Here is a 24315-nt window from a genome sequence, read left to right on the forward strand (position 1 = left end):
CAATGCGCTCTCTTAACCTCCATCTGAAAATGCTGATCGCCATCCTGGTGGTGCTGGGCATTTCAGTTACGGCCTATCAGATCTTCGTGCTCGGCATTCCCGTGACCGAAGACGCCACCGACGACTTGTGGAACATCGACGCCAAGGTCGAGTTCGTCGCCAGTGCCAAAGACCCGGTCAAGATCCAGATGTTCGTGCCGCCGCTGAGCCGCGACTTCGTCAGTCTCAACGAGAGCTTCATCTCCAATAATTACGGTGTGGCGGTGAACCGTGTCGACGGCAACCGCAAGGTCACCTGGTCGGCGCGCCGGGCCAAGGGCAACCAGACACTGTATTACCGCCTGGTGCTGACCAAGCGCTACTCCGGCGAAAAATCCAAAGTCAAAGGCCCGACCTTCCGCGACAGCATCGCCGTCGAAGGCCCGGAAAAAATCGCCGCTGAAGCCCTGCTCGCGCCGATTCGCCAGCACTCGGCCGACGTCGAAACGTTCATTGGTGAGGCGATCAAGCGGGTCAACAACCTCAGCGACGACAATGTGAAACTGCTGCTGGCTGGAGATCCGTCCAGCGCGAACAAAGCCAAAATCGTCGAGCTGGTACTGTCCATCGCCCACGTGCCGGTGGAAAAGGTCCACACCATTCGTCTGGTGGCCGATCAGCCGCAAGTGCCTGAATTGTGGTTGCGCAGCTTCAACGGCACCGACTGGCTGTACTTCAACCCGGAATCCGGGGAACAAGGCCTGCCGACCGACCGCTTGCTGTGGTGGACCGGCGACGAAAACCTGATCACGGTCGATGGCGGCAAAAAAGCCAACGTGACTTTCAGCCTGAACAACAGCGAAATGAACGCCATTCGCCTGGCCAAGCTGACCGACGAAAACACCGACGCCAACTTCCTCGAATACTCGCTGTACGGCCTGCCGCTGCAAACCCAGCAGACGTTCATGATCATGGTGATGATCCCGATTGGCGTGCTAGTGATTCTGATCTTGCGCAACCTGATCGGCATTCAGACACTCGGCACCTTTACCCCGGTGCTGATCGCCCTCGCCTTCCGCGAAACCCAGCTCGGCTTCGGCATCGTGCTGTTTACGATCATCACGGCGCTGGGGCTCACGCTGCGTTCCTACCTGGAACACCTGAAGCTGCAAATGCTGCCGAGGCTGTCGGTAGTGCTGACCTTCGTGGTGGTGCTGATCGCGACCATTAGCCTGCTCAGCCATAAACTCGGCCTGGAACGCGGACTGTCAGTGGCGCTGTTCCCGATGGTGATCCTGACCATGACCATCGAACGCTTGTCGATTACCTGGGAAGAGCGCGGCTCGGGCCATGCCATGAAAGTGGCTGTCGGCACCCTGTTCGCCGCCTCCCTGGCGCACTTGATCATGACCGTGCCGGAGCTGGTGTACTTCGTGTTCACATTCCCGGCGATCCTGCTGATCCTGGTGGCCTTCATGCTGGCGATGGGTCGCTATCGCGGTTACCGCCTGACCGAACTGGTGCGTTTCAAGGCGTTCCTGAAGAAGGCTGACGCCTGATGTTCGGTTTCTGGAAGACCTGGAAGGCCCTGGAAGCCCGGGGCATCATGGGCATCAATCGGCGCAACGCAGACTACGTGCTCAAGTACAACAAGCGCAGCCTGTACCCGATTGTCGATGACAAGATCATCACCAAGGAGCGCGCCATTGCTGCCGGCATTCATGTGCCGGAATTGTATGGCGTGATTTCTACCGAGAAAGAAATCGACAACCTCGACGAGATCATCGGCGGGCGCACCGACTTCGTGATCAAACCGGCCCAAGGCGCGGGCGGTGACGGCATCATTGTGATTGTCGACCGTTTCGAGGGTCGCTACCGCACGGTGTCTGGCAAGATCATCAGTCATGAGGAAATCGAGCACCATGTCTCCAGCATCCTCACTGGCCTGTATTCCCTGGGCGGTCACCGCGACCGCGCGCTGATCGAATACCGGGTGATCCCGGACCAGATCTTCAAGAGCATCAGCTATGAAGGCGTGCCGGACATTCGCATCATCGTGCTGATGGGCTACCCGGTGATGGCCATGTTACGCCTGCCGACCCGGCAATCCGGTGGCAAGGCCAACCTGCACCAAGGCGCGATCGGCGTCGGCGTCGACCTCGCGACCGGCGAGACACTGCGCGGTACGTGGCTGAACAACATCATCACCAAACACCCGGACACCACCAACGCCGTGGACGGCGTGCAACTGCCCTACTGGGACGGTTTCATGAAACTCGCTGCTGGCTGTTATGAGCTGTGCGGATTGGGTTACATCGGCGTTGATATGGTCCTGGACCAGGAAAAAGGCCCGCTGATCCTTGAGCTCAATGCCCGGCCGGGGTTGAACATTCAGATCGCCAACGATTGCGGCCTGACCTTGCGCACGCACGCGGTCGAAGCGCGTCTGGAAGAATTGAAGGCTCGCGGGATTACCGAGAAGGTGAAGGAGCGAGTGGAATTTGCGCAGGAGATGTTTGGGCATATTCCGGTGGTTGAGGGCTGAACTGTAACCGAGTCGCCCCTTTCGCGAGCAGGCTCGCTCCCACATGGGATCTCTGTCGCACCGAAGATCAAATGTGGGAGCGAGCCTGCTCGCGAAGACTGACTGCCAGTCACTACAGCCTCCGACTCTGCCCCAAAACCTGCCAATCCCCGACATCCCCTCTAGGAGCAAATCCTGCAGAGGACTACAATCGCCACCCCGCCTCGATGGCTGATCTGCCCCGCCCATGTTGACCTGTTCTGTACACCCGCTCCCTTATCGCGCCAACCCCGCCGAGTACTTCGCGGCGATTCGTCATGCCCCCGGTGCCGTGCTGCTCGACAGTGGCCGGCCGAGTGCCGAACGTGGCCGTTTTGATCTGCTCAGCGCCTGGCCGCTGGAGCAATTGGCGGTGCTGCCTGACGAAAGCGGCAGCGATTTCCTGCAACGCCTGCGCGACAATCTGACACGACTTGGTGAAGCGGCTGTTCCTCAAGAACTGCCCTTCGCCGGCGGCCTGATCGGTTATCTGAGCTACGACTTCGGTCGGCACCTGGAGCATCTGCCGAGCCAGGCGCAAGACGATCTGCAATTACCCGACGCGCGTTTCGGGCTGTATGACTGGGCCTTGATCAGCGATCACCACTTGAAGACCAGTCAACTAGTGTTTCACCCCTCGTTGATTGAAAGCGAACGCCAGCGTCTGATCACGCTGTTCAGTCAGTCGACCGCTGAAGTCGTTGAACCCTTCACACTGAAAGCGCCGATGAAGGCCGATCTGAGCGCCGACGAGTATCGACGGGCGCTGGAACGTATTCAAAACTACATCCAGGCCGGCGATTGCTACCAGGTCAACTTCGCCCAACGCTTCCGCGCTGAGTGCCAAGGCGATCCATGGGCGGCGTATGTCGCCCTGCGAGCCGCGTGCCCGACACCATTTTCCGGTTTCCAGAGCCTGCCCGATGGCGGCGCGGTGCTGAGCCTGTCCCCGGAGCGCTTCGTCAAAGTCAGCGAACGTCATGTGGAAACCCGCCCAATCAAAGGCACCCGCCCTCGCGGCCAGACCGCAGCCGAAGATGCCGCGAACGCCGCCGAACTGCTGGCCAGTCCCAAGGACCGCGCGGAAAACCTGATGATTGTCGACCTGCTGCGTAACGATCTCGGCCGAACCTGCCGCATAGGTTCGGTAAGGGTGCCGGAGTTGTTCAGCCTGGAAAGCTATCCGAACGTGCATCACCTGGTGAGCAGCGTGACCGGTGAACTGGCGGATGACCGGGATGCGCTGGACCTGATCGCCGGCAGCTTCCCCGGCGGCTCGATCACCGGCGCGCCGAAGATTCGTGCAATGCAGATCATTGATGAGCTGGAGCCGACCCGGCGCGGATTGTACTGCGGGTCACTGCTGTATCTGGATGTGCGCGGCGAGATGGACAGTTCCATCGCGATTCGCAGCTTGCTGGTCAAGGATGGGCAGGTGTGTTGTTGGGGTGGCGGCGGGATTGTCGCCGATTCCGAATGGCAGGCCGAGTATCAGGAATCGATTACCAAGGTGAAGGTGTTGCTCGATACTCTGCAGAACCTCTAGCTTTTGTGGCGAGGGGGCTTGCCCCCGTTCGGCTGCGAAGCAGTCGTAAACCGGAGGACGACATGCTGTGTCCGGTTTTGGGGCCGCTGCGCAGCCCAACGGGGGCAAGCCCCCTCGCCACAAGTTAGAGTTATAGACTCAAAGCCCGATTCGAAGCCTTGATGAACTCCTGCTTCAACTCCTCAAACGTATGCACCGCCGGGAACTGCGGGAACTCGCGGATCACATTGTCCGGCGCATGGAACAGAATCCCGGCATCCGCCTCACCCAGCATCGTGGTGTCATTGTAAGAATCCCCCGCCGCGATCACCCGGTAGTAAAGGCTCTTGAAGGCCAAAACCGACTGACGCTTGGGATCTTTCTGACGCAACTGATAGCTGGTCACCCGACCGGAATCGTCAGTAATCAGACGATGGCAGAGCAACGTCGGGCAGCCCAGTTGGCGCATCAGCGGCTGGGAAAACTCGTAGAACGTGTCCGACAGAATCACCACCTGAAAACGCTCGCGCAGCCAATTGACAAACTCAATGGCGCCATCGAGCGGCTTGAGTGTGGCAATCACTTCCTGAATGTCAGTGAGTTTCAAGCCATGTTCGTCGAGGATTCGCAGACGTTGCTTCATCAGCACGTCGTAATCGGGAATGTCCCGAGTGGTGGCCCGGAGCGATTCGATCCCGGTTTTTTCGGCGAAAGCGATCCAGATTTCCGGGACCAGTACACCTTCAAGATCCAGACAGGCAATTTCCACAAGACACTCCCATTTGTATTGATTATTGAGTCGAGCGAGTAAAAAGACTGCCGAACTCTAGCGATTCAGGCTGACCGGCGCAACGCAGAGGGCGCGCCAGCGACCGCAGGATTTTGTTACCATCGGGACCATATAGAGCGCCCAGCGCCACCGACCTGTAGGAAGCCGCCCTGATGAGCCCAACGTTCGACGTCGTGGAACTCGCCACGACCTATGCCAATAAATCCGCACAGGACATCCTGAAACTCGCGTTTGCCGAGTTTGGCGATGACCTGTGGATATCTTTCAGCGGCGCCGAAGACGTGGTGCTGGTAGACATGGCCTGGAAGCTGAACAAGAACGTCAAGGTGTTCAGCCTCGACACCGGCCGCTTGCACCCGGAAACCTACCGCTTCATCGATCAGGTGCGCGAGCACTACAAGATCGACATCGAACTGGTGTCGCCGGACTACACGAAACTTGAACCGTTCGTGAAGGAAAAAGGCCTGTTCAGTTTCTACAAGGACGGCCATGGCGAATGCTGCGGTATCCGCAAGATCGAGCCGCTGCGCCGCAAGTTGTCCGGCGTAACCGCCTGGGCTACCGGTCAGCGCCGCGACCAGAGCCCCGGCACCCGCAGCGCCGTCGCCGTACTGGAAATCGACACCGCGTTCTCTACCCCCGAGCGCACCCTGTACAAATTCAACCCGCTGGCGCAAATGACCAGCGAAGAGATCTGGGGCTATATCCGCATGCTGGAGTTGCCGTACAACAGCCTGCACGAGCGCGGGTTCATCAGCATTGGCTGCGAACCGTGCACCCGGCCAGTGCTGCCGAATCAGCATGAACGCGAAGGTCGCTGGTGGTGGGAAGAGGCAACGCAGAAAGAATGCGGGTTGCATGCCGGGAACATCATCAGCAAGTCCAAGGACTGATCCCCCGACATGTGATATTCCCCGGTGGGGGCACTTTATTGGCTGGCCGGGGGGGGGTAGACCGCGTTATCGTTCATCGCGGGCAAGCCTCGCGCCCACAGGGGATTTGCGGCGTTCACAAATCCCTGTGGGAGCCGGGCTTGCCCGCGATGGCAGCACCTCGGTATCAAGCCAGGCTCAAACTGCACTAAACCGCTGCCCCAACCCCTGCTCCGCAAACTGCTCAATGATGAAATCCACAAACGCCCGGGTCTTGCCCGGCAACAGTTTGTGTTCCGCGTAATAGATCGAAATGTTGCCATCGTCGACATACCAGTTCGGCAACACCCGCTGTAGTTTTCCTTCCTCCAGATACCCCAAAGCGAACGGCATGCTCACCAGCGCAATCCCCAGCCCCTGAACTGCCGTCGCGCACGCCGCTTCCGAATCGCTCATGGTCATCCGCGCCTTCAGCGTCAACGGACTGTGCTGCTGCGTGCGACTGGTCAACTGCCAGGAACGCACCCGGCCGGTCTGCGGCGAACGAATCAGAATGCCATCGTGGTGCTTGAGATGATCGGGCTCGACGATGACGTCGTGCGCCTCCAGATAACCGGCTGACGCCACCAATACCCGATGCGCCGGCGTCAGCTTGCGCGCCACCACACCTTGGGGCAGTTCGAAACCGCCGCCGATGGCCGCGTCGAACCCCTGCGCGATCAAATCCACCTGACGGTTATCGAAGTGCCAGTCCGGATCAATCGCCGGAAAGCGCCGCAAAAACTCCCCCAGCAACGGCACGATATACAGACGCCCGAACACCGTCCCCATGCTGACCTTCAACGTCCCCGCCGGTCGCCCTTCGGCGCTGGCCAGATTGGCCACGGCATTCTGGATGGTGTGCAGGCTGGAACTGACCTCGCCGAGAAACAGCTGACCGGCTTCCGTCAATGTCAGGCTACGGGTGCTGCGTTGAAACAGCCGCACACCGAGCCGCGCCTCAAGTTTTGCAACACTCTTGCCCACAGCTGCCGGGGTCAGACTCAAGCGCCGAGCGGCTTCGGCAAAGCTGCCGACCTCGGCGCTGCGCACGAAGCATTCGATACTGCTGAAGGTTTCCATAAGCGCCACTATAAACTTTTGGTTTACACAGACTATCGCAATTACCGTCTACTCAGCGTGTAATCCGCAATCGATACTAGGCTCCATCAACCGAGGCATCCGCCTCGGGACTTTGGAGATCGATATGACTACTCAGAACCTCAGCGGCAAAGTGGCGTTGATCCAAGGCGGATCTCGCGGTATCGGCGCAGCCATCGTCAAACGCCTGGCCGCTGAAGGCGCGACCGTTGCCTTCACCTACGTCAGTTCCACAACCAAAGCCGAAGAATTGCAAAACAGCATCACCGTCAGCGGCGGCAAAGCCCTGGCCATCAAGGCGGACAGCGCCGACGCCGAGGCCATTCGCAGCGCCGTGAGCGCTACCGTCAAAGCCTTCGGTCGCCTGGACATCCTGGTCAACAACGCCGGCGTGCTGGCCGTTGCCCCCCTGGAAGATTTCAAACTCGAAGACTTCGACCAGACCCTCGCCATCAACGTGCGCAGCGTGTTCATCGCCACCCAGGCCGCCGCCACACACATGACCGAGGGCGGTCGCATCATCAACATCGGCAGCACCAACGCCGATCGCATGCCCTTCGCCGGCGGTGGCCCGTACGCCATGAGCAAAGCGGCGTTGGTTGGCCTGACCAAAGGCCTGGCCCGCGACCTCGGCCCACGCGGCATCACCATCAACAACGTGCAGCCCGGCCCGGTCGACACCGACATGAACCCGGCCGACGGTGACTTCGCTGAAAGCCTGATCCCGTTGATGGCAGTGGGTCGTTACGGCAAAGCCGAAGAAATAGCCAGCTTCGTTGCCTATCTCGTCGGTCCGGAAGCCGGTTACATCACGGGTGCCAGTTTGACCATCGACGGTGGTTTCGGCGCCTGATGCGCTAGACGCAATCAAAAGGTGGGAGCGAGCCTGCTCGCGAAGACGGTGCGTCAGGCAACATTGTTGTTGTCTGACCTATCGCTTTCGCGAGCAGGCTCGCTCCCACATTTGTCAGCTGTTGCGTTAAGCCCACTCGAGAGCTGGCAAGCCGCATACGCTCGGCGTGAACGCCTTCAAAGTACGAAGAATCCCATCGGCATGTGCGTATTTTTCGTCCGCCATGGCTGCGTCCGGGATCGCTATCGCAGTCATCCCCGCCGCTTTCGCCGCGGTGACACCAAACGGTGAATCTTCAAACACCAGGCAATCCTCCGGCGCGACGCCAAGGCGTCGCGCTGCCGTGAGGAAGATATCCGGTGCCGGCTTGGCTGCGCCTACTTCCGGGTCATCGGCCGTCACGATGAAGTCGAACAGCGCAAACCAGTCACGGTGCAACGTGGTTTTTTGACCGAATGACTGACTCGAAGAACTGGTGCCCACTGCAATCGGAATATGGTTGGCCTTCAAGTGCCGTACCAGTTCCTCTGCACCTGGCATCGCCAGAGCTGTAGGAAAACGCTCGCGCATCAGCGGCTCACGGATCACCAGGAACTCTTCGGCGGTGATTGGCAGATCGAGCGCCTCGACCACGTAACGCGCCAGATCACCGGCACCGCGACCGATAATATTTTGCTTGATGCTCCAGTCAAAAACCCGACCGTAACGCGCGGCGATCAGGGACGTGACCTCGGTATAAATGCCCTCGGTGTCCAGCAACAAGCCGTCCATGTCGAAAATCACAGCCTTGATCGGGCCGAACTGATAGAGCGGTGCATTCATCGCATCGGATCCGTTTTCTAATGACATCCCAGAGGCGGCTCAAATATGGCCGGGTCCGTGATCGATTAAAGGATTCAGCAGCATAGCGAGCGCGACTGACATTGGGCAACGGGCAATGCCTGACCGTTACAAAAAGTGCTAGTCGTCATTTAGCGATTTTCCCTACATAAAACGCCTCCTTTCCCGACTTCTTTACCCGCTGATCCCAAGCAAAGTCTCGCGCTCACATTTGATCTGCGCGAGGGACTGCGAATGTTCGTACCTGACAAGGTACTGGCCTTGAATAACGCCATCGGGCTGCTGGTGGTCGCTGCCATGGACCCTGAGCAGCCGGACGTCAAAGCGCTGCTCGCAGACTTTCGGCTGTGCCTCAACGACTACGACGCCTGGGCGGAGAGTTTCTGGACCGGCAAGGCGCTGGATATCGAGCAGGTATTCAAGGTCGGCAACGAAGTCCGGCTGGTCGCGCCAAAACATTCCACGACACCTGTCAGCGCAACCGTCGCGGCGTGTCAGGCCAGCGGCCCGTTGACGCTGGTTCACATGTTCGATGCTGCGCGATTCGTGCCGATTGGCAATACGCCGGTGATGTTGGAGCCGTTGAACGCTGATGGCACCTTTGGCGAGCCGGTCAACCACGAGATCGGCCCCAGCGGCATCCTCGAAATTCCCGAGTGCGAGCGCGGCCAGCGTTACCGCATAACCTTCTTTCCGAATGTTTCCACTGACCATGTCAAAGCGTTGTACGCCTCGTATCAAGGCGTCATCGACGACCTGGAAGGCTGGCTGCGCAATGAGTGGTCGAGCGAATTCGAACCGTCATGGGCAGCGTATTCCGAGGCCGGATTCATCAAGCGCTACGGCCTGCTGCAACAGGCTGACTGGCTAGGTTTCGAGAATTCACTGAATGGTTTGTGGGACGACGTGAAGCAGATTTACGAGCTAATCACGGACCTGCAAGCCAACAGCGAAAAGCTCCTTGAATACCTGACCGAGACCGAACTTGAAACGCTGTTGAAGGCCTCGGCTGAATCGATTGCCAATCTGTTGTTGGTGTTGAGTGACGAGCCGTTGATGTTCATCCATCTGGCGGCGTTCACCAGTTGGCTGCGGATGATGCCACCGCAGCATATCGCCGAGGTCGTGGCGGAAATTCGTACAGGGATATTGATCGGATTCCTGCTGGCATGCGCTACAAGTCCTCTGGGACTGACGTCCGGCATCAGCGCCAGGGTGCTGAGCAAAATCAAATCGGAGCGAGCGCGCAAATGGCTGGCTGCCGCGAGTTTGCGCCTGGCCGACCAATCCGACCTGAGGCCCCATGCGGGTGTACTCAAACCCCTCGCGCTCAACGTCCGGACTGCTCCGCTGAACCCTGCGCCTGCGGTGCCGTTGCAGATCAGTGCGGGCTCCACACCGGTTGTACTGGTGAACAACCCGGTCGCCATCGCGCGCAGCAAATCCGCCGCCATGACCCGCCTGGGTCGCCAGGAACGCCGTGAGGACGTCCCCGAGCAGGCGAAAAATCCCAATGGTGATAGCGCCGATTGCGCACCACTGACCTGCACCAACGGTTGCCCGGTGTCGATGGTGACCGGCGAAGAGTTGCTGACCCTGGACGATGGATCGCTCAACGGTTTACTGCCGTTTGCGTTCACCCGGTTGTATCGAACCAGCGCCGTGGAAATCGATTGCGGACTGGGCTGGGGCTGGAGTCATTCGCTGGCGCATCGCTTGGAGCTGGACGCAGAACACGTCGTCTGGATCGACCATGAAAACCGCCGCACGACGTTTCCGCTGCCCAGCCAGGAACGCCCGGCCATTCACAACAGCCTATCCCGGGCCGCGATATATCTCGGGGATCAGCCTGAAGAACTAGTCCTCGCCCTGGCTGGCGAAACGGTGCGCTTTTATCACTTTCGCAATGGGCGGCTGACCACGATCAGCGACGCCTACAACAACCGGTTGCACGTCACCCGTGACCGTCAGGATCGCATTCAGCGCCTCGACAACGGTGCAGGTCGATCGCTGCTGTTGCGCTACGAGCGCCAGCACATCATCGCCGTCGAGTATCAGTCGTTTCACCCTGCTGACAATGCGGATGACACCTGGCGCACAGAGCAAACGCTGATCGCCTACCGCTACGACGCCCGACAACGACTGATTGAGTCGACCAATGCCGCCGGGGAAAGCGAACGGTACGACTACGACGACCAACACGTGATTCTCCAGCGGCAACTGGCCGGGGGGGCAAGTTTCTTTTGGGAGTGGGAACGGTCCGGCAAAGCCGCCCGATGCATTCGGCACTGGGCGACGTTCTCGCAAATGGATACGCGCTATGCCTGGGACGACAACGGCGCAGTACTGGTTAAAAACGTCGATGGCAGCGAGGAAGTGTATGTCCATGACGACACGGCGCGACTGGTGCGCCGGGTTGAACCGAATGGTGCCGAGCACCTAAAGACGTATGACCACAAGGGTCAGCTGATTGCCGAACAGGGGCCGCTGGGAGCAATTACTCAATACCGCTACGACGAAATCGGGCGGCTAATTGCGCTGATTCCACCCGAAGATGAGCCAACGTCCTACGAGTACCGTAATGGTTTCCTGCATGCGTGCTATCGCGGCAAAGCGGTATGGAAATATCAACGCAATGCTCAGGGCGATGTTACTGAGGCCATCGATCCCGACGGCCAGATCACCCACTACCACTACGACGCTCAAGGCCGCCTGCTGTCGATCCGTTATCCGGACAACAGTCGTCATGTTTTCGTTCGGGATGCTATCGGGCAACTGATTGAGGAAACCCTGCCGAACGGCGGACAGCGGCGGTTTTCCTACGACGTTCTGGGACGACAAATTTCCCGTCAGGACGAACACGGTGCTGTCACCAACTACCAGTGGGACGCCGTTGGCCGACTGATTCAGACCATTCTTCCTACTGGCGCCAGCCGTGCCTTCAGCTACAACGCCTACGGCAAGATCACCGCCGAACGCGACGAACTGGGTCGCATCACGCGTTTTGAGTACGACGATGACCTGCACCTGGTCAGTCGCCGGATCAACCCCGACGGCACGCAACTGCGTTATCGCTATGACAACGCACGGCTACAACTGACCGAAATCGAGAATGAATCCGGCGAACGCTATCAGCTGGACTACACGCCCAGTGGATTGATCCGACACGAAAGCGGATTTGACGGTCGACGCACCGCGTACGCCTACGACCTCAATGGCCATCTGCTGGAGAAAACCGAGTTCGGCGATGACGGCTCGCAGCTGACAACCCGTTATCAACGGGACTCGGCCGGTCGCCTGCTGATCAAAACCCTGCCCGACGGCATCAAGGCCGAATACCACTACGACAGCCTGGGCCGTTTGGTCAGCGTCGATGACAACCACGATCACCCACTGGAATTCGAATACGACACCCAGAACCGGCTGATCACTGAACACCAGAGTTGGGCCACGCTGCGTTATGGCTACGACGCTTGCGGCCGACTCAGCCACCTGCGCCTGCCGGACAACAGCAAACTTGCTTACCACCGCGCCAAGGGTGGCGCACTGACCGCCATCGACCTTAACGGCACACGTCTTACGAGCCACACCTATCAATTCGGCCGTGAGTTGCAGCGCCAGCAAGGCTTGTTACACAGCCAGTACGAGCACGACGAACAAGGTCGCCTGAAAGCCCACGCGGTCAGCCAACACCAGCAATCGCTGTACCGACGCGACTTTGCCTACAGCGCCAACGGCAATCTCGACACCATCATTGACACCCGCCACGGCCAACGCAACTACCAATACGATCCCCTCAACCGCCTGATCCGCGTTCGCCATTCCCGCGATCAACAACCCGAAAGCTTCGCCCACGATCCGGCCGGCAACCTGCTGATGCAGGATCGCCCCGGCCCGTCCACCGTCAAAGGCAATCGCCTGCTGATGCAAGGCGACCGCCACTTCGACTACGACGCCTTCGGCAACCTGATCCGCGAACGCCGAGGCACTGCGCAAAAACTCGTCACCGAATACCGCTACGACTGCCAGCACCGACTCATCGGCGCCACCCTGCCCAACGGCACCTGCGCGACCTACCGCTACGACGCCTTCGGCCGCCGCATCAGCAAAACCGTCGACGGCAAAACCACCGAGTTTTTCTGGCAAGGCGACCACCTCATCGCCGAACACAGCCAGGACCACCATCGTAGCTACCTCTACGAACCCGGCACCTTCCGCCCACTCGCCATGCTCGACGGCAAAGGCCCGCGCCAGGCCTGCCCGTTCTACTACCAACTCGACCACCTCGGCACACCGCAAGAACTCACCGACTACAGCGGCGAGATCATCTGGGCCGCGCAATACACCGCCTACGGCCGCCTGACTCGACTGAACCGCGATACACATCAAGTGCTGGATCAACCGCTGAGGTTTCAAGGGCAGTACTTCGATGCGGAGACGGGACTGCATTACAACCGGCATCGTTACTACAACCCGGATCTTGGGCGGTATTTAACGCCGGATCCGAGTGGGTTGGCGGGTGGGATAAACGGGTATCAGTACACGCGGAATCCGACGGGGTGGGTTGATCCGTTGGGGTTGAGTGAGTGTCCTGGAGGGGATGGGTGTAAGAGGCCGGCGTTTGGGGAGGAGGATCCGGCGGGGAGGGTTAAGGTTGATGAGGGTGAGCAATTATCACCTCGCCCCACTCAGCAGCCACTTAACTTTGGTACAAGAGATAAACTCGATGATCATTTTAAGAAGCACGGCGAACAGTTTGGGACAAAAAACTCAGATGACTACCTCGATACAGCGCACTACATTATGAATAACGGAATTAGAATCAAGTACCAATACAAAACTGAAACAAGAACAGGATTTGTTATGTTTTTGGGTAACAACAGCAAGGGAATAGCAAAATTTTCGTTCGTCGGCACCAACAACCAACAAGAAATCACTACACTCCATACGAAAACCGGGAAGGATTTCTGGAAAGCAATTAATAACGACTCTCAAGATAAAACCATCAGGCCGCACAATGAATAATATAAAAACAGCAAAGCTTCTTTACCTAAATGACGTAAACGAAGAGGACGCAACCTTGCTGATTGATGGGCACTCCGTAGAATGCTTTATCAATTCATGCCCTTACGAAATAGAAATCGGCAAAACATACGAGGTAGAGCTGACATTAAACTTATCTGAATTTTACACAATAGAAAAAACATCTAGCAACTCTGTATTAATTGAAAAAATACCGAAAGGCTACGCTTATTTTCTATACGGAACACTAAAGGACGACAGCCTTGAAACTTTTACAACCTTTCACGACGAAGACATTCACTATGATCATCCAGATTTAAACAACCAATTCATAAAACTAAAAGTTGACCGAATTAATGTAAATTTCTTGCAGTAAGTCTATAGTCAAAAAAGCCAAGTTAGCTTGTTGGGCATTCGATACCGGCCCCTCAAAGGAAACGATAATGACAATTGAAAGAGTTTCTATATTGATCCATGAGAAATTAGAGTCCGCGATACTTGATTGCGATACAGATGCGCCGGCCATCCACATCACACTGGAGAGCGGCTGGACGAAAAAATTCTCAGGGCTAGATATCTATGAATGCCTCGGAAAAATCATCAAATCGCTTCCGGATGTTAAGTTTCTATGTAAAGGCGCAAAAATAAACGTGCGACCATCCAGCATGTCCTCACAAATGAGCTGTGGGGTCATGGCTTACGAGCACAAATTAGGCATCCGAGCATCAAGAAAGGACCTTGTTAACATCTTTCAGTATGACGACCAAGACATTATTAATGATCCAAAGATGCAAACAGATTTTTTCCATCGCTGGTTAAAATCTCTAAAAAACAGCAGCCACGAAAGCAAAAGTTATTAAACCATGGAGACTGTAAAAATATCGATAGTCAAAGATAGCAAGCGTCAAACCGCTAAGCTTCTTTGCAACATAAAAAATCTGGCCATCACTTTCTGCATGGAAGATGGATACCGAAAATCCTACACCGGTGACAATTTTTACAAATGCCTAGGCAATGTAAGAAAAGATCATCCCGACATAATTTTTTTGTGCAAAGGTGCAAAAATCAACGTACACCCTTCCTCCATGTCCTCACAGATGTCACTTGGAGTAAAAGCATACGAGCTCACGCCAGGAAAACGAGCGTTTCGGGATGACATCGTGAATATTTTTGATCACGAGGAAAACAACTTAACCAATGACCCTGATGTTCAAAAAGAGTTTTTCTTGCGATGGTTTTGGTCTGAAAAATGCGATGCATAGCCCATTACTTTTAGTAAAAAGCCCAGTTCGAATACTGGGCTCATCTAGTAAGCGCTCAGTCTGGGCCACCAGAACCACTGGTACTTCCAGCACTCGCGGCACTATCAGATCTTTCAGATCCATTCCTATCACCACTCACCACCCCACTTCCCGTCCCCAACCTAGTGCTGCTCCCATTGGCATCACCACCATTCCCGCCTTGGATAGAACCTGGCGGCAGCGCCTTACCATCCGCTGAATTCGCATTCATTTCGGTATACGGAGGCATTCCGCCTTTATCCACAGGCGCATCGTTCCCGTTGGATTGAGCAACGGCGTTCAATGAACCGACAGACAACAGCCCTGCAATGATCAGGGCTGTTATTTTTGAACTGATCATGGTGCATCTCCTTTAAAAGGTGCATACCTGATCTGGCAGCGCTCACTTTTTAAAGTTGCCGCACAAGCGACCAGCGGCTTTTCAGCCGGGTTCGCCCGAGTAATCATCACCGGCAATGTCCGGATCCTCAGGATCCGCCTCGACATCACCGCGCTTCACATCATCAGCTGGCAGTTGCTCCACCGCCGTATCGTCATCCGGCGGACGTTGATCACGACTTAATGAGTTGGTCGGTGAAGGCAGCGGATATTCAGGGGTGTCGTCGATATCAGTGTCTTTCGGATCTGTGTTCATAAGCACCTCTCGAAGGGCCTGAAAATCAGGTCCTAATACTTCGAGGGGATGATGCAGGGGAGTGTTCGATCAGAGAGACGATCGGTCGAAGCGCGGCGACAAAGATAAGTCTTCGTCTACGTCCTCTTCGTCCTCTTCGTCGTACTCGAGGTTCCCCACATCGCCCGCATCATCAGAATCGTTGAGCGGCACCGTGGCGTCGTCCATCAGTGAACCTGGATCTTCGTTGCCAGGGTCGTTGATGAACGGAAGCCCGCTCGGACCTTTTTGTTCGTTGCCTTCGGTTTCAGGCGTCATGGCATGCCTCGTAATATTTGGTTGTGTATTAAGTTCGAGACTGCCTTTGGCGGAACGTTCCGGCTTGCGAAGCCCAGATACGAAAAACCCGGCGCGGGGCCGGGTTTTTTTCTACTCGAGAGCAAGTTAGTGATGTTTGTTTTTATGTTTGTGATTGTGCTTGTGACCACCACCGGAATGGGAGCTGCCATGATCATTGTCGTCGTTGCCCAGGTTGTTGCCGACGCCACCACCCGCTGCACCACCAAGACCGGCACCGATGGTCGAACCGGTAGAGCCGCCGAGACTGTTGCCAATCACCGAGCCGCCTGCCGCTCCCAAGCCACCGCCAATTGCCGCTTCATTGCGACTGCCCTTATTTGCCCCGACTGCGCTCCCTGCCGCGCCGCCGACACCGGCGCCAATGGCTGCGCCCGTGCTGCCGCCCAATTGTCCGCCGACGACATTACCCAGCGCACCACCCAGACCGCCGCCTACTGCTGCGGTGCCGTCGTTGGCTGCCATTGCTCCTTGAGCCATCAACAGTCCAACCACAAACGCGGACAGTGCCAAACGTCGAGCACTTACGCTTCTAGTCTTTTTGCCGTTGTTAACCGGTGTCATAGGACGCCTCGTATTCTTCTGGGGTATATGGGCTTTGAGACTATGTTTAAAGAATCGTTCATAAAAGAAAAGCCCGGCATCTAGCCGGGCTCTTCAATGCTGATCGATCAGGATCAGTGACGCTTGTGACCTTTGCCCAGGTTGCTGCCTACGCCGCCGCCCAACGCACCACCCAAACCTGCACCGATGGTGGAGCCGCTCTTGCCGCCCAGGCTGTGGCCGATCATCGAACCACCGGCTGCACCAACACCGCCACCAATGGCGGCTTCAGTACGGCGGCCTTTAGGCGCCGCAACAGCGCTGCCGGCTGCGCCCGCTACGCCAGCACCAATCGCTGCGCCGGTGCTGCCACCCATGCTCTGGCCGACCACATTACCCAGCGCACCACCAAGACCGCCACCGATCGCGGCGGTGCCATCACTGGCAGCCATCGCACCTTGAGCAACCAGAAGCCCAAGAACCAGAGCAGGCAGTGTTAAACGCATGACGAAAACCTCAAAAATAGGGGAAAAAAGAAAGCCGGGGATTGAATGCTGTAACGCAGTAAACGTCCACAAAAAATCATCCGCACTTCGCAATTAGCGACGGTTGGACAGCTTTTATGGAAAAGGTTTTATGACAGGCGAAAAAAAGCCCGCTGGGGAACGGGCCAGGGTACAGCTTTCTAACGGATGGTTTGAGCCTACGGACGAGCTTGTGAAAAGTTTGTGAAAAATAAAGGGAACGTCATGACCGAGCGACTGAGGTCCGGTTTTGAATCGATACTGCGAAAATGAAAACCCCGCTCGAAGGCGGGGTCTGTCCGGTTAACAGTTATTTCCTGGAAGGCGCCGCCACTTTTGGCAGAAATTTCGCCTTTGGGCCTCTGGGCGTCGTCGATTTCACTTTGCTGATCTGGACCGGGTCTTCCCCAAAGCCCGCCACATACTCTGTCTGGCCACAATTAACGCAATTGTTGATCGGAAATTCAGCCCCGTCGTCTTCGATATACGGATCAGCCATACCTCTTCCCCTCTCAAAAGGGTCGACACCGGCAAAGCCCTTTGCCTGAAAAATATCGACCGCCAAGGCTTTTGAGACTAGCCGGTCAATATCGGACTTGTAATTCAGATTTCCGCACGCCCGACGAGTGGCCCACACTCAACGCGCGATCACACAGAATGAATCACCTCAGCTTGACCGCTGTCCCTGTCACAAAAACCACCACCATCCCACCCTTGCCGGCCGGCATGCTGATCTCAAAATCGAGCCCCACCACCGCGTCTGCCTGAAGTACCCGCGCCCGTTCCTTGATCTCGTCAGTCGCTTGAATCCGCGCCTCCTTCAATGCACGCTCCAATGTCTGAGAACGCCCCCCAAAAATATCCCGCATCCCGGCGAACACGTCGCGGATAACGTTAATGCCCTGCACGGACTCGGCACTGACAATGTCCAGATAAGCGGTAATTTGGCGGCCTTCGATGGCGTGGGTTGTGGTGGTGATCATGGGGATTCCTTCTTCATAAACAGTGGATCAAGGCAACTTGGACAAGTAAGCAGCCAACGCATCAAACGCCGGCAACGTCACCGGATCATTCGCCGAATTACTCGCAACCGGGTGCGAGGCGTAGCGAACAATCACCATCTCGGCTTTCGGATCGACATAGATGCGCTGACCATGAACGCCACGCGCCATGAATGCCCCGCCCTCCTTATCCGTAACCCACCACATCGAGCGGTAACTCCAGCCCTTCAACAAGTCATAACCAGCCTTGGCAAAAACCTGTTTGTCGCCGCCACGGCGGATGTCATCCACGACGGCTTTGGGCACGATCTGCTGACCGTTGAACCGGCCATCATTGCGCAGCATCTCGCCAAACCGGGCGAGGTCACGCAAGCCAGTGTTCAAGCCACCGCCAGCAAACGGCGTCCCGATGGAGTCCACCGTGAAATAGGCATCCTGTTCGGCGCCCAAGCGACTCCAGATACGCTCCGACAATAACTGCGCAACATTACGGCCGGTCGCTCGAGCGATGATCCAGCCAAAAACGTCAGTGTTGACAGTCTTGTAGCCAAACGCGCTGCCGTGTTCACCTTGCAGTTGAACGGTCTGCAAAAACTCGTAGTAATTTCGCGGCCCGGTGTAGTCCTTTGGCTTGGGCAATGGACTGCCAGCTTTTGCGTGAGCCCAGACTTCGGCGTTCGGATCGGCATAGTCTTCGCTGTATTTGAGCGCGGTTGTCATATCGAGCACCTGACGCACCGTAGCGCTGCCGAACGCAGAAGCCGCCAATTCGGGAACGTAATCGACGACAGGCTTGTTCGCATCGATCCGCCCTTCAGCCACCAACATCGAGCCGAGCGTGCCGACCACAGATTTGGTCACCGACATCGCCGCGTGTTGGCCTTCGGGTTTCAGTACGCCGAAGTAGCGCTCATAAACAACCTTGCCCCTGTGCATCACTACAATTCCGTCCGTGTAAGTCGCAGCAAGGGATTGATCCCAAGTCATCGACTGCGTTGCGCCTAGCGGTGTGAAGCTGAGGGCGTCGATATCGTTGAGAAGCGCGGAAACCAGCGGCACCGGGTCGCCCAGGCCTCGTGAAACGTTGATCGTCGGCATGAGCTGCCGGAAGTTCGAGACACTCCAGCGCATCGCCGGAAATTGGAAATAGCTGCCAGCTTCGAAGCGCACGGTGCGATCGGCAGGAGGAGGCGAGCCGACCATCCAGCCGAGTTTTGCGGGATCGCTGGCTTCGGCGTCGGGGAATGGTGTTGCGGTGACGAGTGATGACAGGCTGCACGCCAATACGGCAGCGATGGACATGACATTGCGACGGTAAGCAGCGCGAGGGGGGGACATGGTGTCGATTCCGTTCGAGGGGTCCGGCAGTCTAACAGGTAGGTGGCGAGGCTGAAGATCGGGCTTTTCAAGGAACTGAAGAGGTCGTACCGGATGGGAAAAAATCAGGCGCTAAAGAAGTTTAATCAACACCGCAGTGACGGTTGCTACCGTACCAATCATCCCAATGGCTATCGCCACCGGATACCAAAAGGTTTCACGGGTCATCTTGCCCGCCTCGGCACTCAGCTTGCCCGCTTCAGCATTCAGCTTGCGCTGCTCAGCGAGCAATTTGATGATCTCTACGTGGACCTTTTCGAGTTCGGCCTGTTTCATAGTCATTTCCTGCATAACTCGCGTAGGCGTCGATGACGCGAACCAGATGGTCATCGGGAATGAGTTCGTCCAACGACACTGGAAACAGTGCGCTCTGGGAGCGGTTTTCACCTTGGATAAATCGCATAAAAAAGATGCCCGTATATTGCGATACCTGAGCCATCAATGAGCCGAATGAGTTTTTCCGACTTCGAATACACCGGTAAGCGCAAGCAGTCCGCCGTGAACGGTTCCTGGCCGAGATGGATCAGGTCGTGCCTTGGAGCGACTTGCTAGCGTTGATCGAGCCGTATTACCCAAAGGCCGGCGGTAGCCGCAATCCGTATACGTTGTTGTTTTGGCGTTATTTGCACGGCACTCCGTATGCCGCGATTCAACGCAATTGGGTGGATACCCCTCCTTAAGAGGGGGGCGGTGTGAGCACAGCCTGTTCACGATGCTCTTAACGCACCGTGTAAATCCTTCCACCGTCCAACAGAGAACAACAAGCATGTTTTATGAAAACATCGACACCTCCTCCATCAACGACGAGGACCTACCGTGGGTTCCGTTCGCACCTTACAGCGATGAAGTCTTCATCAAATACATCAAATGCGACCCGGTTCGCGGGGAAACCATCACCCTGCTCAAGGCCCCGGCCGGGTCTGCTCTGCCCAAGCACTATCACTCCGGCACGGTCATCGTTTACACCATCAAGGGTGGCTGGAAATACCTGGAGCACGACTGGATCTCGACACAGGGCGGCGTGGTGTTCGAAACCGCAGGTTCCAGCCATACGCCTATCGCGCTGACTGAATATGGCGATGAACTGATCACCTTGAATATCACCCAGGGCGACCTGCTGTATTACGACGATAACAACAACGTCGTTGCCGTCGAGAACTGGAAATCCAGCGTGGATCGTTACCTGGCGTTCTGCAAAGCCAATGATATCGAGCCCAAAGACATCACCAGCTTTGCGGTCTGATCAGCCCTCGAATCTCTCAGCCGTCCGGTGTTCGACCGGGCGGCTGCGCCGTTGTAATGAATAAAAAACGGAGACACCCATGTCCCAGAAGCTGCAACCCGCCGGACGTTTCACCCTGAAACTCTGCGCACTGTTGGCCAGCTCGGTCGCATCCGCACAAGACTCACTGCCCTTCCCACCGACGCCCTCGGCCAGTGACGCCAAACCGACGCTGCAAGAATCAAAACACCAGAAACGTCAGTATCAATCTCACCTTCCTGTCGAGGCCCCCAATATTCTGGTGATCATGCTTGATGACGCCGGCTTCGCGCAGTCTGACACCGTCGGCGGCGCAGTCCATACGCCGACTCTGAGCCGTGTCGCCGACAGCGGCGTGCGCTATAACGCTTTTCATACCGCTGCCATCAGCTCCGCTACTCGCGCCGCATTGCTTACCGGACGCAACCATCACCGAGTTGGCAACGGCGTCATCGCAGAGTTGGCCACCGACTGGGATGGCTACACAGGCAAGATACCCAAAAGCTCGGCGACCATGGCCGAGGTGCTCAAGCAATATGGCTACAGCACCGCCGCGTTCGGCAAATGGCATAACACACCACCCATGGACACCACGGCGGCCGGTCCTTTCGATACTTGGCCGACGGCCTACGGTTTTGAACATTTCTACGGTTTCCTGGCCGGCGAAACCTCTCAGTACGAACCGCGTCTGTACCGCGGCACAACGCCAATCGAACCGACGCGAGATCCGAAATATCACCTCAGCGAAGATCTTGCCAATCAGGCCGTTAACTGGCTGCAAGACCATCAGACCTACGCGCCAGCAAAACCATTTTTCATGTATTGGACACCGGGTGCCGTGCATGGCCCGCACCAAGTGAATGCGCAATGGGCCGATAAATACAAAGGCAAGTTCGACGGTGGTTGGGACGCTTATCGTGAGCAGACGTTTGCTCGCCAGAAAGCTCTGGGCTTTATCCCGCAGGACGCCGTCCTTACGCCGCGCCCGGCGGAACTCCCAGCCTGGGACAGCTTGTCTTCCGAACAGAAACAGTATCAGGCACGGTTGATGGAGGTGTATGCCGGCTTCCTGGAACATGCCGACACGCAGGCCGGCAAGATCCTCGACGAACTGGAGCGTGAAGGTAAGCTCGACAACACGCTGATCTTTTATGTGTTCAGCGACAACGGCGCTTCCTCCGAGGGGATGGAGGGCACGATAAATGAGTTGCTGGCCCAAAACGGGATTCCAGTCCCCAAAGAGCAGCAGTTGAAAGTCCTCAACGAGATGTATGGCGGCTTGTCCGCACTCGGCGGTCCTAAACTTGAAAGCATGTACAACGCCGCGTGGGCCTGGGCAGGTTCAGGGCCATTCGTAGGCACTAAACTAGTCGCCGGCTACTTCGGCGGTACACGCACGCCGCTGGCCGTTTCCTGGCCGAAACAGATCAAGGCCGACGCCAGAGTTCGCGCACAATTCCACCATGTCAACGACATTGCCCCAACTGTCTACGACGTGCTGTCGATCACGCCACCCAAAGAGGTTAACGGTATCGCTCAGGACCCAATGGACGGAGTCAGCCTGCGCTACACCTTCAACGACGCTCAGGTGAAGTCGAAAAAACCGGCGCAATACTTCGAAGTCTTAGGCAGTCGCGGCATCTACAAGGATGGCTGGATGGCCTCGGTTTTTGGCCCGCGCAAACCCTGGGTGCAAGGCTTTGCGCAGTTCATGGGCTGGAATCCGGCGAATGATCAATGGTCGCTCTACAACCTGCAAAACGACTATTCCCAGGCCAACGATGTAGCCGCGAGTCATCCGGAAAAACTTGCGGAGCTGAAGGCGGAGTTTGACGTGCAGGCCAAGGCTAACCATGTCTTTCCGATTGGTGCCGGTCTCTACCCCTTCCTCGATCCGACTGCACGAATCTCTAGCAGCCAACGCGAATGGCATTTCAGTGATCGCGTCCATCGCTTTCCGGAATTTGCTGCCCCCAACCTGCGCAATCAGAACAGCAAAGTTGTCGTCGACGCCGACATTCCAGCTAACGCCACCGGCGTGTTGTATGCCTTGGGCGGTATCGGTGGTGGGGTCAGCCTGTACATGGATGACGGTTTCCTGATCTACGAGTACAACGCGCTGGCTATCTCTCGAGTCAAACTGCGTTCGGCCGAACGAGTACCCGCAGGCAAAGTCAGTATCGAAGTGCTGACGACCCTGTTGTCAGCCAAGCCCGGAGCGCCGGCCAATCTGAGCCTGCGACTTGACGGCCAGGAAGCCGCCAAAGGGGTGACGCCGTTCACTCCGGCACTGACGTTCACCGCCAGCGAAACCTTCGACGTGGCTCAAGACCTCGGTTCCCCCGTCACCCTGGACTATTTCGAGCGTGCGCCCTTCGCATTCAATGGCAAGGTCAAGGATGTACACGTGACGTATTTGCCTTGACCCTCAATGCCGCCCGGATAACCGGGCGGCAGATTGATGACTCCCGGACCCTACTCCCATGCCTACCCACGAAACCCCGCCCCAGGGCTTGCATCTGATGGCCAAACCCGTCGGGCCGATCTGTAACCTCGATTGCAGTTACTGTTTCTATCTCGAAAAAGAACAGCTTTACCCGCCTCGGGAACGCTTCAGCATGACCGACGAGGTGCTGCGTCTGTATGTGCAGCGCTACATCGAGGCCCAGCCCACGCCTGAAGTCGAATTTACCTGGCAAGGCGGCGAACCGACGTTGCTGGGGTTGGATTTTTTCCAACGCGCGGTCCTGTATCAACACCAGTTCGCGGGGAACAAAGTCATTCGTAACACGTTGCAGACCAATGGCACGTTACTCAATGACGACTGGTGCGCATTCCTCGCCCGTGAACGCTTCATGGTGGGGATCAGCCTTGATGGCCCGCGATTCGTCCACGACCTCTATCGCCCCGACAAGCGCGGAGACTCCAGTTTCGATGACGTGATGCACGGTCTCGAACTGCTCAAGCAGCATGGCGTCGACTTCAATGTGTTGGTTACCGTGGCGCGCGATGTCGCCAGATTTCCCTTGGAAATCTATCGATTCCTCAAGTCTGAGGGCGTTCGTCATATTCAGTTCAACCCCGTGGTGGAACGCGAGCCAAGCGCCTCACAGGTCAGTCTGGGTCTGCATTTTGCTATCCCGCCGGAATTGCGCTTGCACGTGGTGCCGGAGCCCGCGATGGTGACGGAGCAAACGGTTGCACCCGAGGCCTATGGCGATTTTCTCATCACGATTTTTGACGAGTGGGTGCGCCAGGATGTCGGGGAGGTTCATGTCATGAACTTCGAATGGGCACTGGCCTCATGGTGTCAACTGCCGGCCTCGGTGTGCCTGTTCAGCCCGCGCTGCGGCAAAGCGGCGATCGTGGAACACGACGGCAATGTCTACTCCTGCGATCACTACATGTATCCCGAGTATCTACTGGGCAACCTGAAGACCGATGATCCTGCCGTGCTACTCGCCTCTGCTGCGCAACAAGCCTTTGGCGCCGCCAAAGAAGAGACATTGCCGACGTATTGCCAGCAGTGCGATTACCGCTTCGCCTGCCATGGCGAATGCCCGAAAAACCGCTTCATGAATGCGCCCAACGGCGAGCCGGGCCTAAACTACCTGTGCCCGAGCTACAAGAAATACTTTCGTCACCTGACGCCCTATATGAACGCCATGGCCCAACTGGTCAGCCACCAGCAACCCGTGGCGTTGATCATGCAGGCCTTCGCCGGCCCGCTGATCGTGCCCCTGGATAAATAGCC

At 57.0% G+C, this 24315-nt stretch carries 24 protein-coding genes and 1 pseudogene; 13 read left to right on the forward strand and 12 right to left on the reverse strand.

Annotated elements, in window-relative coordinates:
* Positions 1–2: 2 nt before the first annotated feature.
* The 3 genes from rloB to pabB all read left to right on the forward strand — a co-directional run bounded on the left by rloB (position 3) and on the right by pabB (position 4088).
* The gene (rloB, locus tag ACWGZX_RS04865; protein ID WP_452627494.1) at positions 3–1538 is read left to right on the forward strand and encodes an osmotic stress tolerance membrane protein RloB; all 1536 of its coding nucleotides are present in this window, start codon (positions 3–5) and stop codon (positions 1536–1538) included.
* Positions 1538–2524, forward strand: a complete 987-nt coding sequence (locus tag ACWGZX_RS04870) for an alpha-L-glutamate ligase-like protein (protein ID WP_452627495.1) — start codon at positions 1538–1540, stop codon at positions 2522–2524. The genes rloB and ACWGZX_RS04870 overlap by 1 nt, the downstream gene beginning before the upstream one ends.
* Positions 2525–2750: 226 nt before the next feature.
* Positions 2751–4088 (forward strand): aminodeoxychorismate synthase component I, encoded by a 1338-nt coding sequence (pabB, locus tag ACWGZX_RS04875; RefSeq protein WP_452627496.1) that lies wholly within the window; start codon positions 2751–2753, stop codon positions 4086–4088.
* Between the two features lie 130 nt (positions 4089–4218).
* Here pabB and thrH read toward each other — a convergent pair whose 3' ends face one another.
* Positions 4219–4836, reverse strand: coding sequence for a bifunctional phosphoserine phosphatase/homoserine phosphotransferase ThrH (gene thrH, locus ACWGZX_RS04880; protein WP_452627497.1), 618 nt, complete (start codon positions 4834–4836; stop codon positions 4219–4221).
* Positions 4837–5009: 173 nt separating this feature from the next.
* On the opposite strand from thrH, the gene ACWGZX_RS04885 reads away from it, so the two are divergent.
* Complete coding sequence (locus ACWGZX_RS04885) at positions 5010–5750, forward strand: phosphoadenylyl-sulfate reductase (protein WP_452627498.1); 741 nt, start codon at positions 5010–5012, stop codon at positions 5748–5750.
* A 177-nt stretch (positions 5751–5927) separates the two neighbouring features.
* Here ACWGZX_RS04885 and ACWGZX_RS04890 read toward each other — a convergent pair whose 3' ends face one another.
* On the reverse strand, positions 5928–6851 hold the full coding sequence (locus ACWGZX_RS04890; protein WP_452627499.1) for a LysR family transcriptional regulator: 924 nt from the start codon (positions 6849–6851) through the stop codon (positions 5928–5930).
* A gap of 124 nt (positions 6852–6975) precedes the next feature.
* Here ACWGZX_RS04890 and ACWGZX_RS04895 point away from each other — a divergent pair, with 124 nt between their 5' ends.
* A complete protein-coding gene (locus ACWGZX_RS04895) occupies positions 6976–7722 on the forward strand; it encodes a 3-oxoacyl-ACP reductase family protein (RefSeq protein ID WP_223516766.1) in 747 nt (248 codons plus the stop codon).
* Between the two features lie 126 nt (positions 7723–7848).
* On the opposite strand, the gene ACWGZX_RS04900 is transcribed toward ACWGZX_RS04895, so the two are convergent.
* On the reverse strand, positions 7849–8544 hold the full coding sequence (locus tag ACWGZX_RS04900; protein ID WP_452627500.1) for an HAD-IA family hydrolase: 696 nt from the start codon (positions 8542–8544) through the stop codon (positions 7849–7851).
* A 252-nt stretch (positions 8545–8796) separates the two neighbouring features.
* On the opposite strand from ACWGZX_RS04900, the gene ACWGZX_RS04905 reads away from it, so the two are divergent.
* The 4 genes from ACWGZX_RS04905 (at position 8797) to ACWGZX_RS04920 (ending at position 14846) form a co-directional block, all read left to right on the forward strand.
* Positions 8797–13587 carry an RHS repeat-associated core domain-containing protein gene (locus ACWGZX_RS04905; protein WP_452627501.1) on the forward strand — a complete coding sequence of 1597 codons (4791 nt, stop codon included), beginning with the start codon at positions 8797–8799 and terminating at the stop codon, positions 13585–13587.
* A complete protein-coding gene (locus ACWGZX_RS04910; protein WP_452627502.1) occupies positions 13580–13960 on the forward strand; it encodes a hypothetical protein in 381 nt (126 codons plus the stop codon). The genes ACWGZX_RS04905 and ACWGZX_RS04910 overlap by 8 nt, the downstream gene beginning before the upstream one ends.
* A gap of 67 nt (positions 13961–14027) precedes the next feature.
* The gene (locus tag ACWGZX_RS04915) at positions 14028–14444 is read left to right on the forward strand and encodes a hypothetical protein (RefSeq protein ID WP_452627503.1); all 417 of its coding nucleotides are present in this window, start codon (positions 14028–14030) and stop codon (positions 14442–14444) included.
* Between the two features lie 3 nt (positions 14445–14447).
* The gene (locus ACWGZX_RS04920; RefSeq protein ID WP_452627504.1) at positions 14448–14846 is read left to right on the forward strand and encodes a hypothetical protein; all 399 of its coding nucleotides are present in this window, start codon (positions 14448–14450) and stop codon (positions 14844–14846) included.
* 55 nt (positions 14847–14901) lie between these two features.
* Here the strand turns inward: ACWGZX_RS04920 and ACWGZX_RS04925 are convergent, their stop codons facing one another.
* The 9 genes from ACWGZX_RS04925 to ACWGZX_RS04965 form a co-directional block, all read right to left on the reverse strand.
* On the reverse strand, positions 14902–15225 hold the full coding sequence (locus ACWGZX_RS04925; protein WP_452627505.1) for a hypothetical protein: 324 nt from the start codon (positions 15223–15225) through the stop codon (positions 14902–14904).
* An 81-nt stretch (positions 15226–15306) separates the two neighbouring features.
* On the reverse strand, positions 15307–15519 hold the full coding sequence (locus ACWGZX_RS04930) for a hypothetical protein (protein WP_452627506.1): 213 nt from the start codon (positions 15517–15519) through the stop codon (positions 15307–15309).
* 69 nt (positions 15520–15588) lie between these two features.
* Positions 15589–15816, reverse strand: a complete 228-nt coding sequence (locus tag ACWGZX_RS04935) for a hypothetical protein (protein WP_452627507.1) — start codon at positions 15814–15816, stop codon at positions 15589–15591.
* Between the two features lie 126 nt (positions 15817–15942).
* The gene (locus ACWGZX_RS04940; RefSeq protein WP_452627508.1) at positions 15943–16419 is read right to left on the reverse strand and encodes a glycine zipper domain-containing protein; all 477 of its coding nucleotides are present in this window, start codon (positions 16417–16419) and stop codon (positions 15943–15945) included.
* A gap of 113 nt (positions 16420–16532) precedes the next feature.
* A complete protein-coding gene (locus tag ACWGZX_RS04945) occupies positions 16533–16904 on the reverse strand; it encodes a bacteriocin (RefSeq protein ID WP_223516780.1) in 372 nt (123 codons plus the stop codon).
* 328 nt (positions 16905–17232) lie between these two features.
* Positions 17233–17421, reverse strand: coding sequence for a hypothetical protein (locus tag ACWGZX_RS04950; protein ID WP_452627509.1), 189 nt, complete (start codon positions 17419–17421; stop codon positions 17233–17235).
* A 163-nt stretch (positions 17422–17584) separates the two neighbouring features.
* On the reverse strand, positions 17585–17905 hold the full coding sequence (locus ACWGZX_RS04955) for a YbjQ family protein (protein ID WP_452627510.1): 321 nt from the start codon (positions 17903–17905) through the stop codon (positions 17585–17587).
* A 27-nt stretch (positions 17906–17932) separates the two neighbouring features.
* Positions 17933–19225, reverse strand: a complete 1293-nt coding sequence (locus ACWGZX_RS04960) for a serine hydrolase domain-containing protein (RefSeq protein ID WP_452628966.1) — start codon at positions 19223–19225, stop codon at positions 17933–17935.
* Positions 19226–19372: 147 nt separating this feature from the next.
* Positions 19373–19576, reverse strand: a complete 204-nt coding sequence (locus tag ACWGZX_RS04965) for a hypothetical protein (protein ID WP_223516784.1) — start codon at positions 19574–19576, stop codon at positions 19373–19375.
* 165 nt (positions 19577–19741) lie between these two features.
* Between ACWGZX_RS04965 and ACWGZX_RS04970 the strand changes: the two are divergent.
* The 4 genes and pseudogenes from ACWGZX_RS04970 to ACWGZX_RS04985 form a co-directional block, all read left to right on the forward strand.
* Positions 19742–19911: pseudogene (locus tag ACWGZX_RS04970) on the forward strand (IS5/IS1182 family transposase); the annotation flags it as partial.
* Positions 19912–20066: 155 nt separating this feature from the next.
* Complete coding sequence (locus ACWGZX_RS04975; protein WP_452627511.1) at positions 20067–20543, forward strand: 2,4'-dihydroxyacetophenone dioxygenase family protein; 477 nt, start codon at positions 20067–20069, stop codon at positions 20541–20543.
* Positions 20544–20622: 79 nt separating this feature from the next.
* Positions 20623–22986, forward strand: a complete 2364-nt coding sequence (locus ACWGZX_RS04980; protein ID WP_452627512.1) for an arylsulfatase — start codon at positions 20623–20625, stop codon at positions 22984–22986.
* A gap of 58 nt (positions 22987–23044) precedes the next feature.
* A complete protein-coding gene (locus ACWGZX_RS04985; RefSeq protein ID WP_452627513.1) occupies positions 23045–24313 on the forward strand; it encodes an anaerobic sulfatase maturase in 1269 nt (422 codons plus the stop codon).
* Positions 24314–24315: the final 2 nt, after the last annotated feature.

The sequence above is a fragment of the Pseudomonas sp. CLCA07 genome (assembly GCF_053615335.1).

Excerpts from the sequence above, each read along its gene's own strand:
- rloB (WP_452627494.1), top strand. The coding sequence starts at position 3 with ATGCGCTCTCTTAACCTCCATCTGAAAATGCTGATCGCCATCCTGGTG.
- ACWGZX_RS04870 (WP_452627495.1), top strand. The coding sequence starts at position 1,538 with ATGTTCGGTTTCTGGAAGACCTGGAAGGCCCTGGAAGCCCGGGGCATC.
- pabB (WP_452627496.1), top strand. The coding sequence starts at position 2,751 with ATGTTGACCTGTTCTGTACACCCGCTCCCTTATCGCGCCAACCCCGCC.
- ACWGZX_RS04885 (WP_452627498.1), top strand. The coding sequence starts at position 5,010 with ATGAGCCCAACGTTCGACGTCGTGGAACTCGCCACGACCTATGCCAAT.
- ACWGZX_RS04890 (WP_452627499.1), bottom strand. The coding sequence starts at position 6,851 with ATGGAAACCTTCAGCAGTATCGAATGCTTCGTGCGCAGCGCCGAGGTC.
- ACWGZX_RS04895 (WP_223516766.1), top strand. The coding sequence starts at position 6,976 with ATGACTACTCAGAACCTCAGCGGCAAAGTGGCGTTGATCCAAGGCGGA.
- ACWGZX_RS04900 (WP_452627500.1), bottom strand. The coding sequence starts at position 8,544 with ATGAATGCACCGCTCTATCAGTTCGGCCCGATCAAGGCTGTGATTTTC.
- ACWGZX_RS04905 (WP_452627501.1), top strand. The coding sequence starts at position 8,797 with ATGTTCGTACCTGACAAGGTACTGGCCTTGAATAACGCCATCGGGCTG.
- ACWGZX_RS04910 (WP_452627502.1), top strand. The coding sequence starts at position 13,580 with ATGAATAATATAAAAACAGCAAAGCTTCTTTACCTAAATGACGTAAAC.
- ACWGZX_RS04915 (WP_452627503.1), top strand. The coding sequence starts at position 14,028 with ATGACAATTGAAAGAGTTTCTATATTGATCCATGAGAAATTAGAGTCC.
- ACWGZX_RS04920 (WP_452627504.1), top strand. The coding sequence starts at position 14,448 with ATGGAGACTGTAAAAATATCGATAGTCAAAGATAGCAAGCGTCAAACC.
- ACWGZX_RS04925 (WP_452627505.1), bottom strand. The coding sequence starts at position 15,225 with ATGATCAGTTCAAAAATAACAGCCCTGATCATTGCAGGGCTGTTGTCT.
- ACWGZX_RS04930 (WP_452627506.1), bottom strand. The coding sequence starts at position 15,519 with ATGAACACAGATCCGAAAGACACTGATATCGACGACACCCCTGAATAT.
- ACWGZX_RS04935 (WP_452627507.1), bottom strand. The coding sequence starts at position 15,816 with ATGACGCCTGAAACCGAAGGCAACGAACAAAAAGGTCCGAGCGGGCTT.
- ACWGZX_RS04940 (WP_452627508.1), bottom strand. The coding sequence starts at position 16,419 with ATGACACCGGTTAACAACGGCAAAAAGACTAGAAGCGTAAGTGCTCGA.
- ACWGZX_RS04945 (WP_223516780.1), bottom strand. The coding sequence starts at position 16,904 with ATGCGTTTAACACTGCCTGCTCTGGTTCTTGGGCTTCTGGTTGCTCAA.
- ACWGZX_RS04950 (WP_452627509.1), bottom strand. The coding sequence starts at position 17,421 with ATGGCTGATCCGTATATCGAAGACGACGGGGCTGAATTTCCGATCAAC.
- ACWGZX_RS04955 (WP_452627510.1), bottom strand. The coding sequence starts at position 17,905 with ATGATCACCACCACAACCCACGCCATCGAAGGCCGCCAAATTACCGCT.
- ACWGZX_RS04960 (WP_452628966.1), bottom strand. The coding sequence starts at position 19,225 with ATGTCCATCGCTGCCGTATTGGCGTGCAGCCTGTCATCACTCGTCACC.
- ACWGZX_RS04965 (WP_223516784.1), bottom strand. The coding sequence starts at position 19,576 with ATGAAACAGGCCGAACTCGAAAAGGTCCACGTAGAGATCATCAAATTG.
- ACWGZX_RS04975 (WP_452627511.1), top strand. The coding sequence starts at position 20,067 with ATGTTTTATGAAAACATCGACACCTCCTCCATCAACGACGAGGACCTA.
- ACWGZX_RS04980 (WP_452627512.1), top strand. The coding sequence starts at position 20,623 with ATGTCCCAGAAGCTGCAACCCGCCGGACGTTTCACCCTGAAACTCTGC.
- ACWGZX_RS04985 (WP_452627513.1), top strand. The coding sequence starts at position 23,045 with ATGCCTACCCACGAAACCCCGCCCCAGGGCTTGCATCTGATGGCCAAA.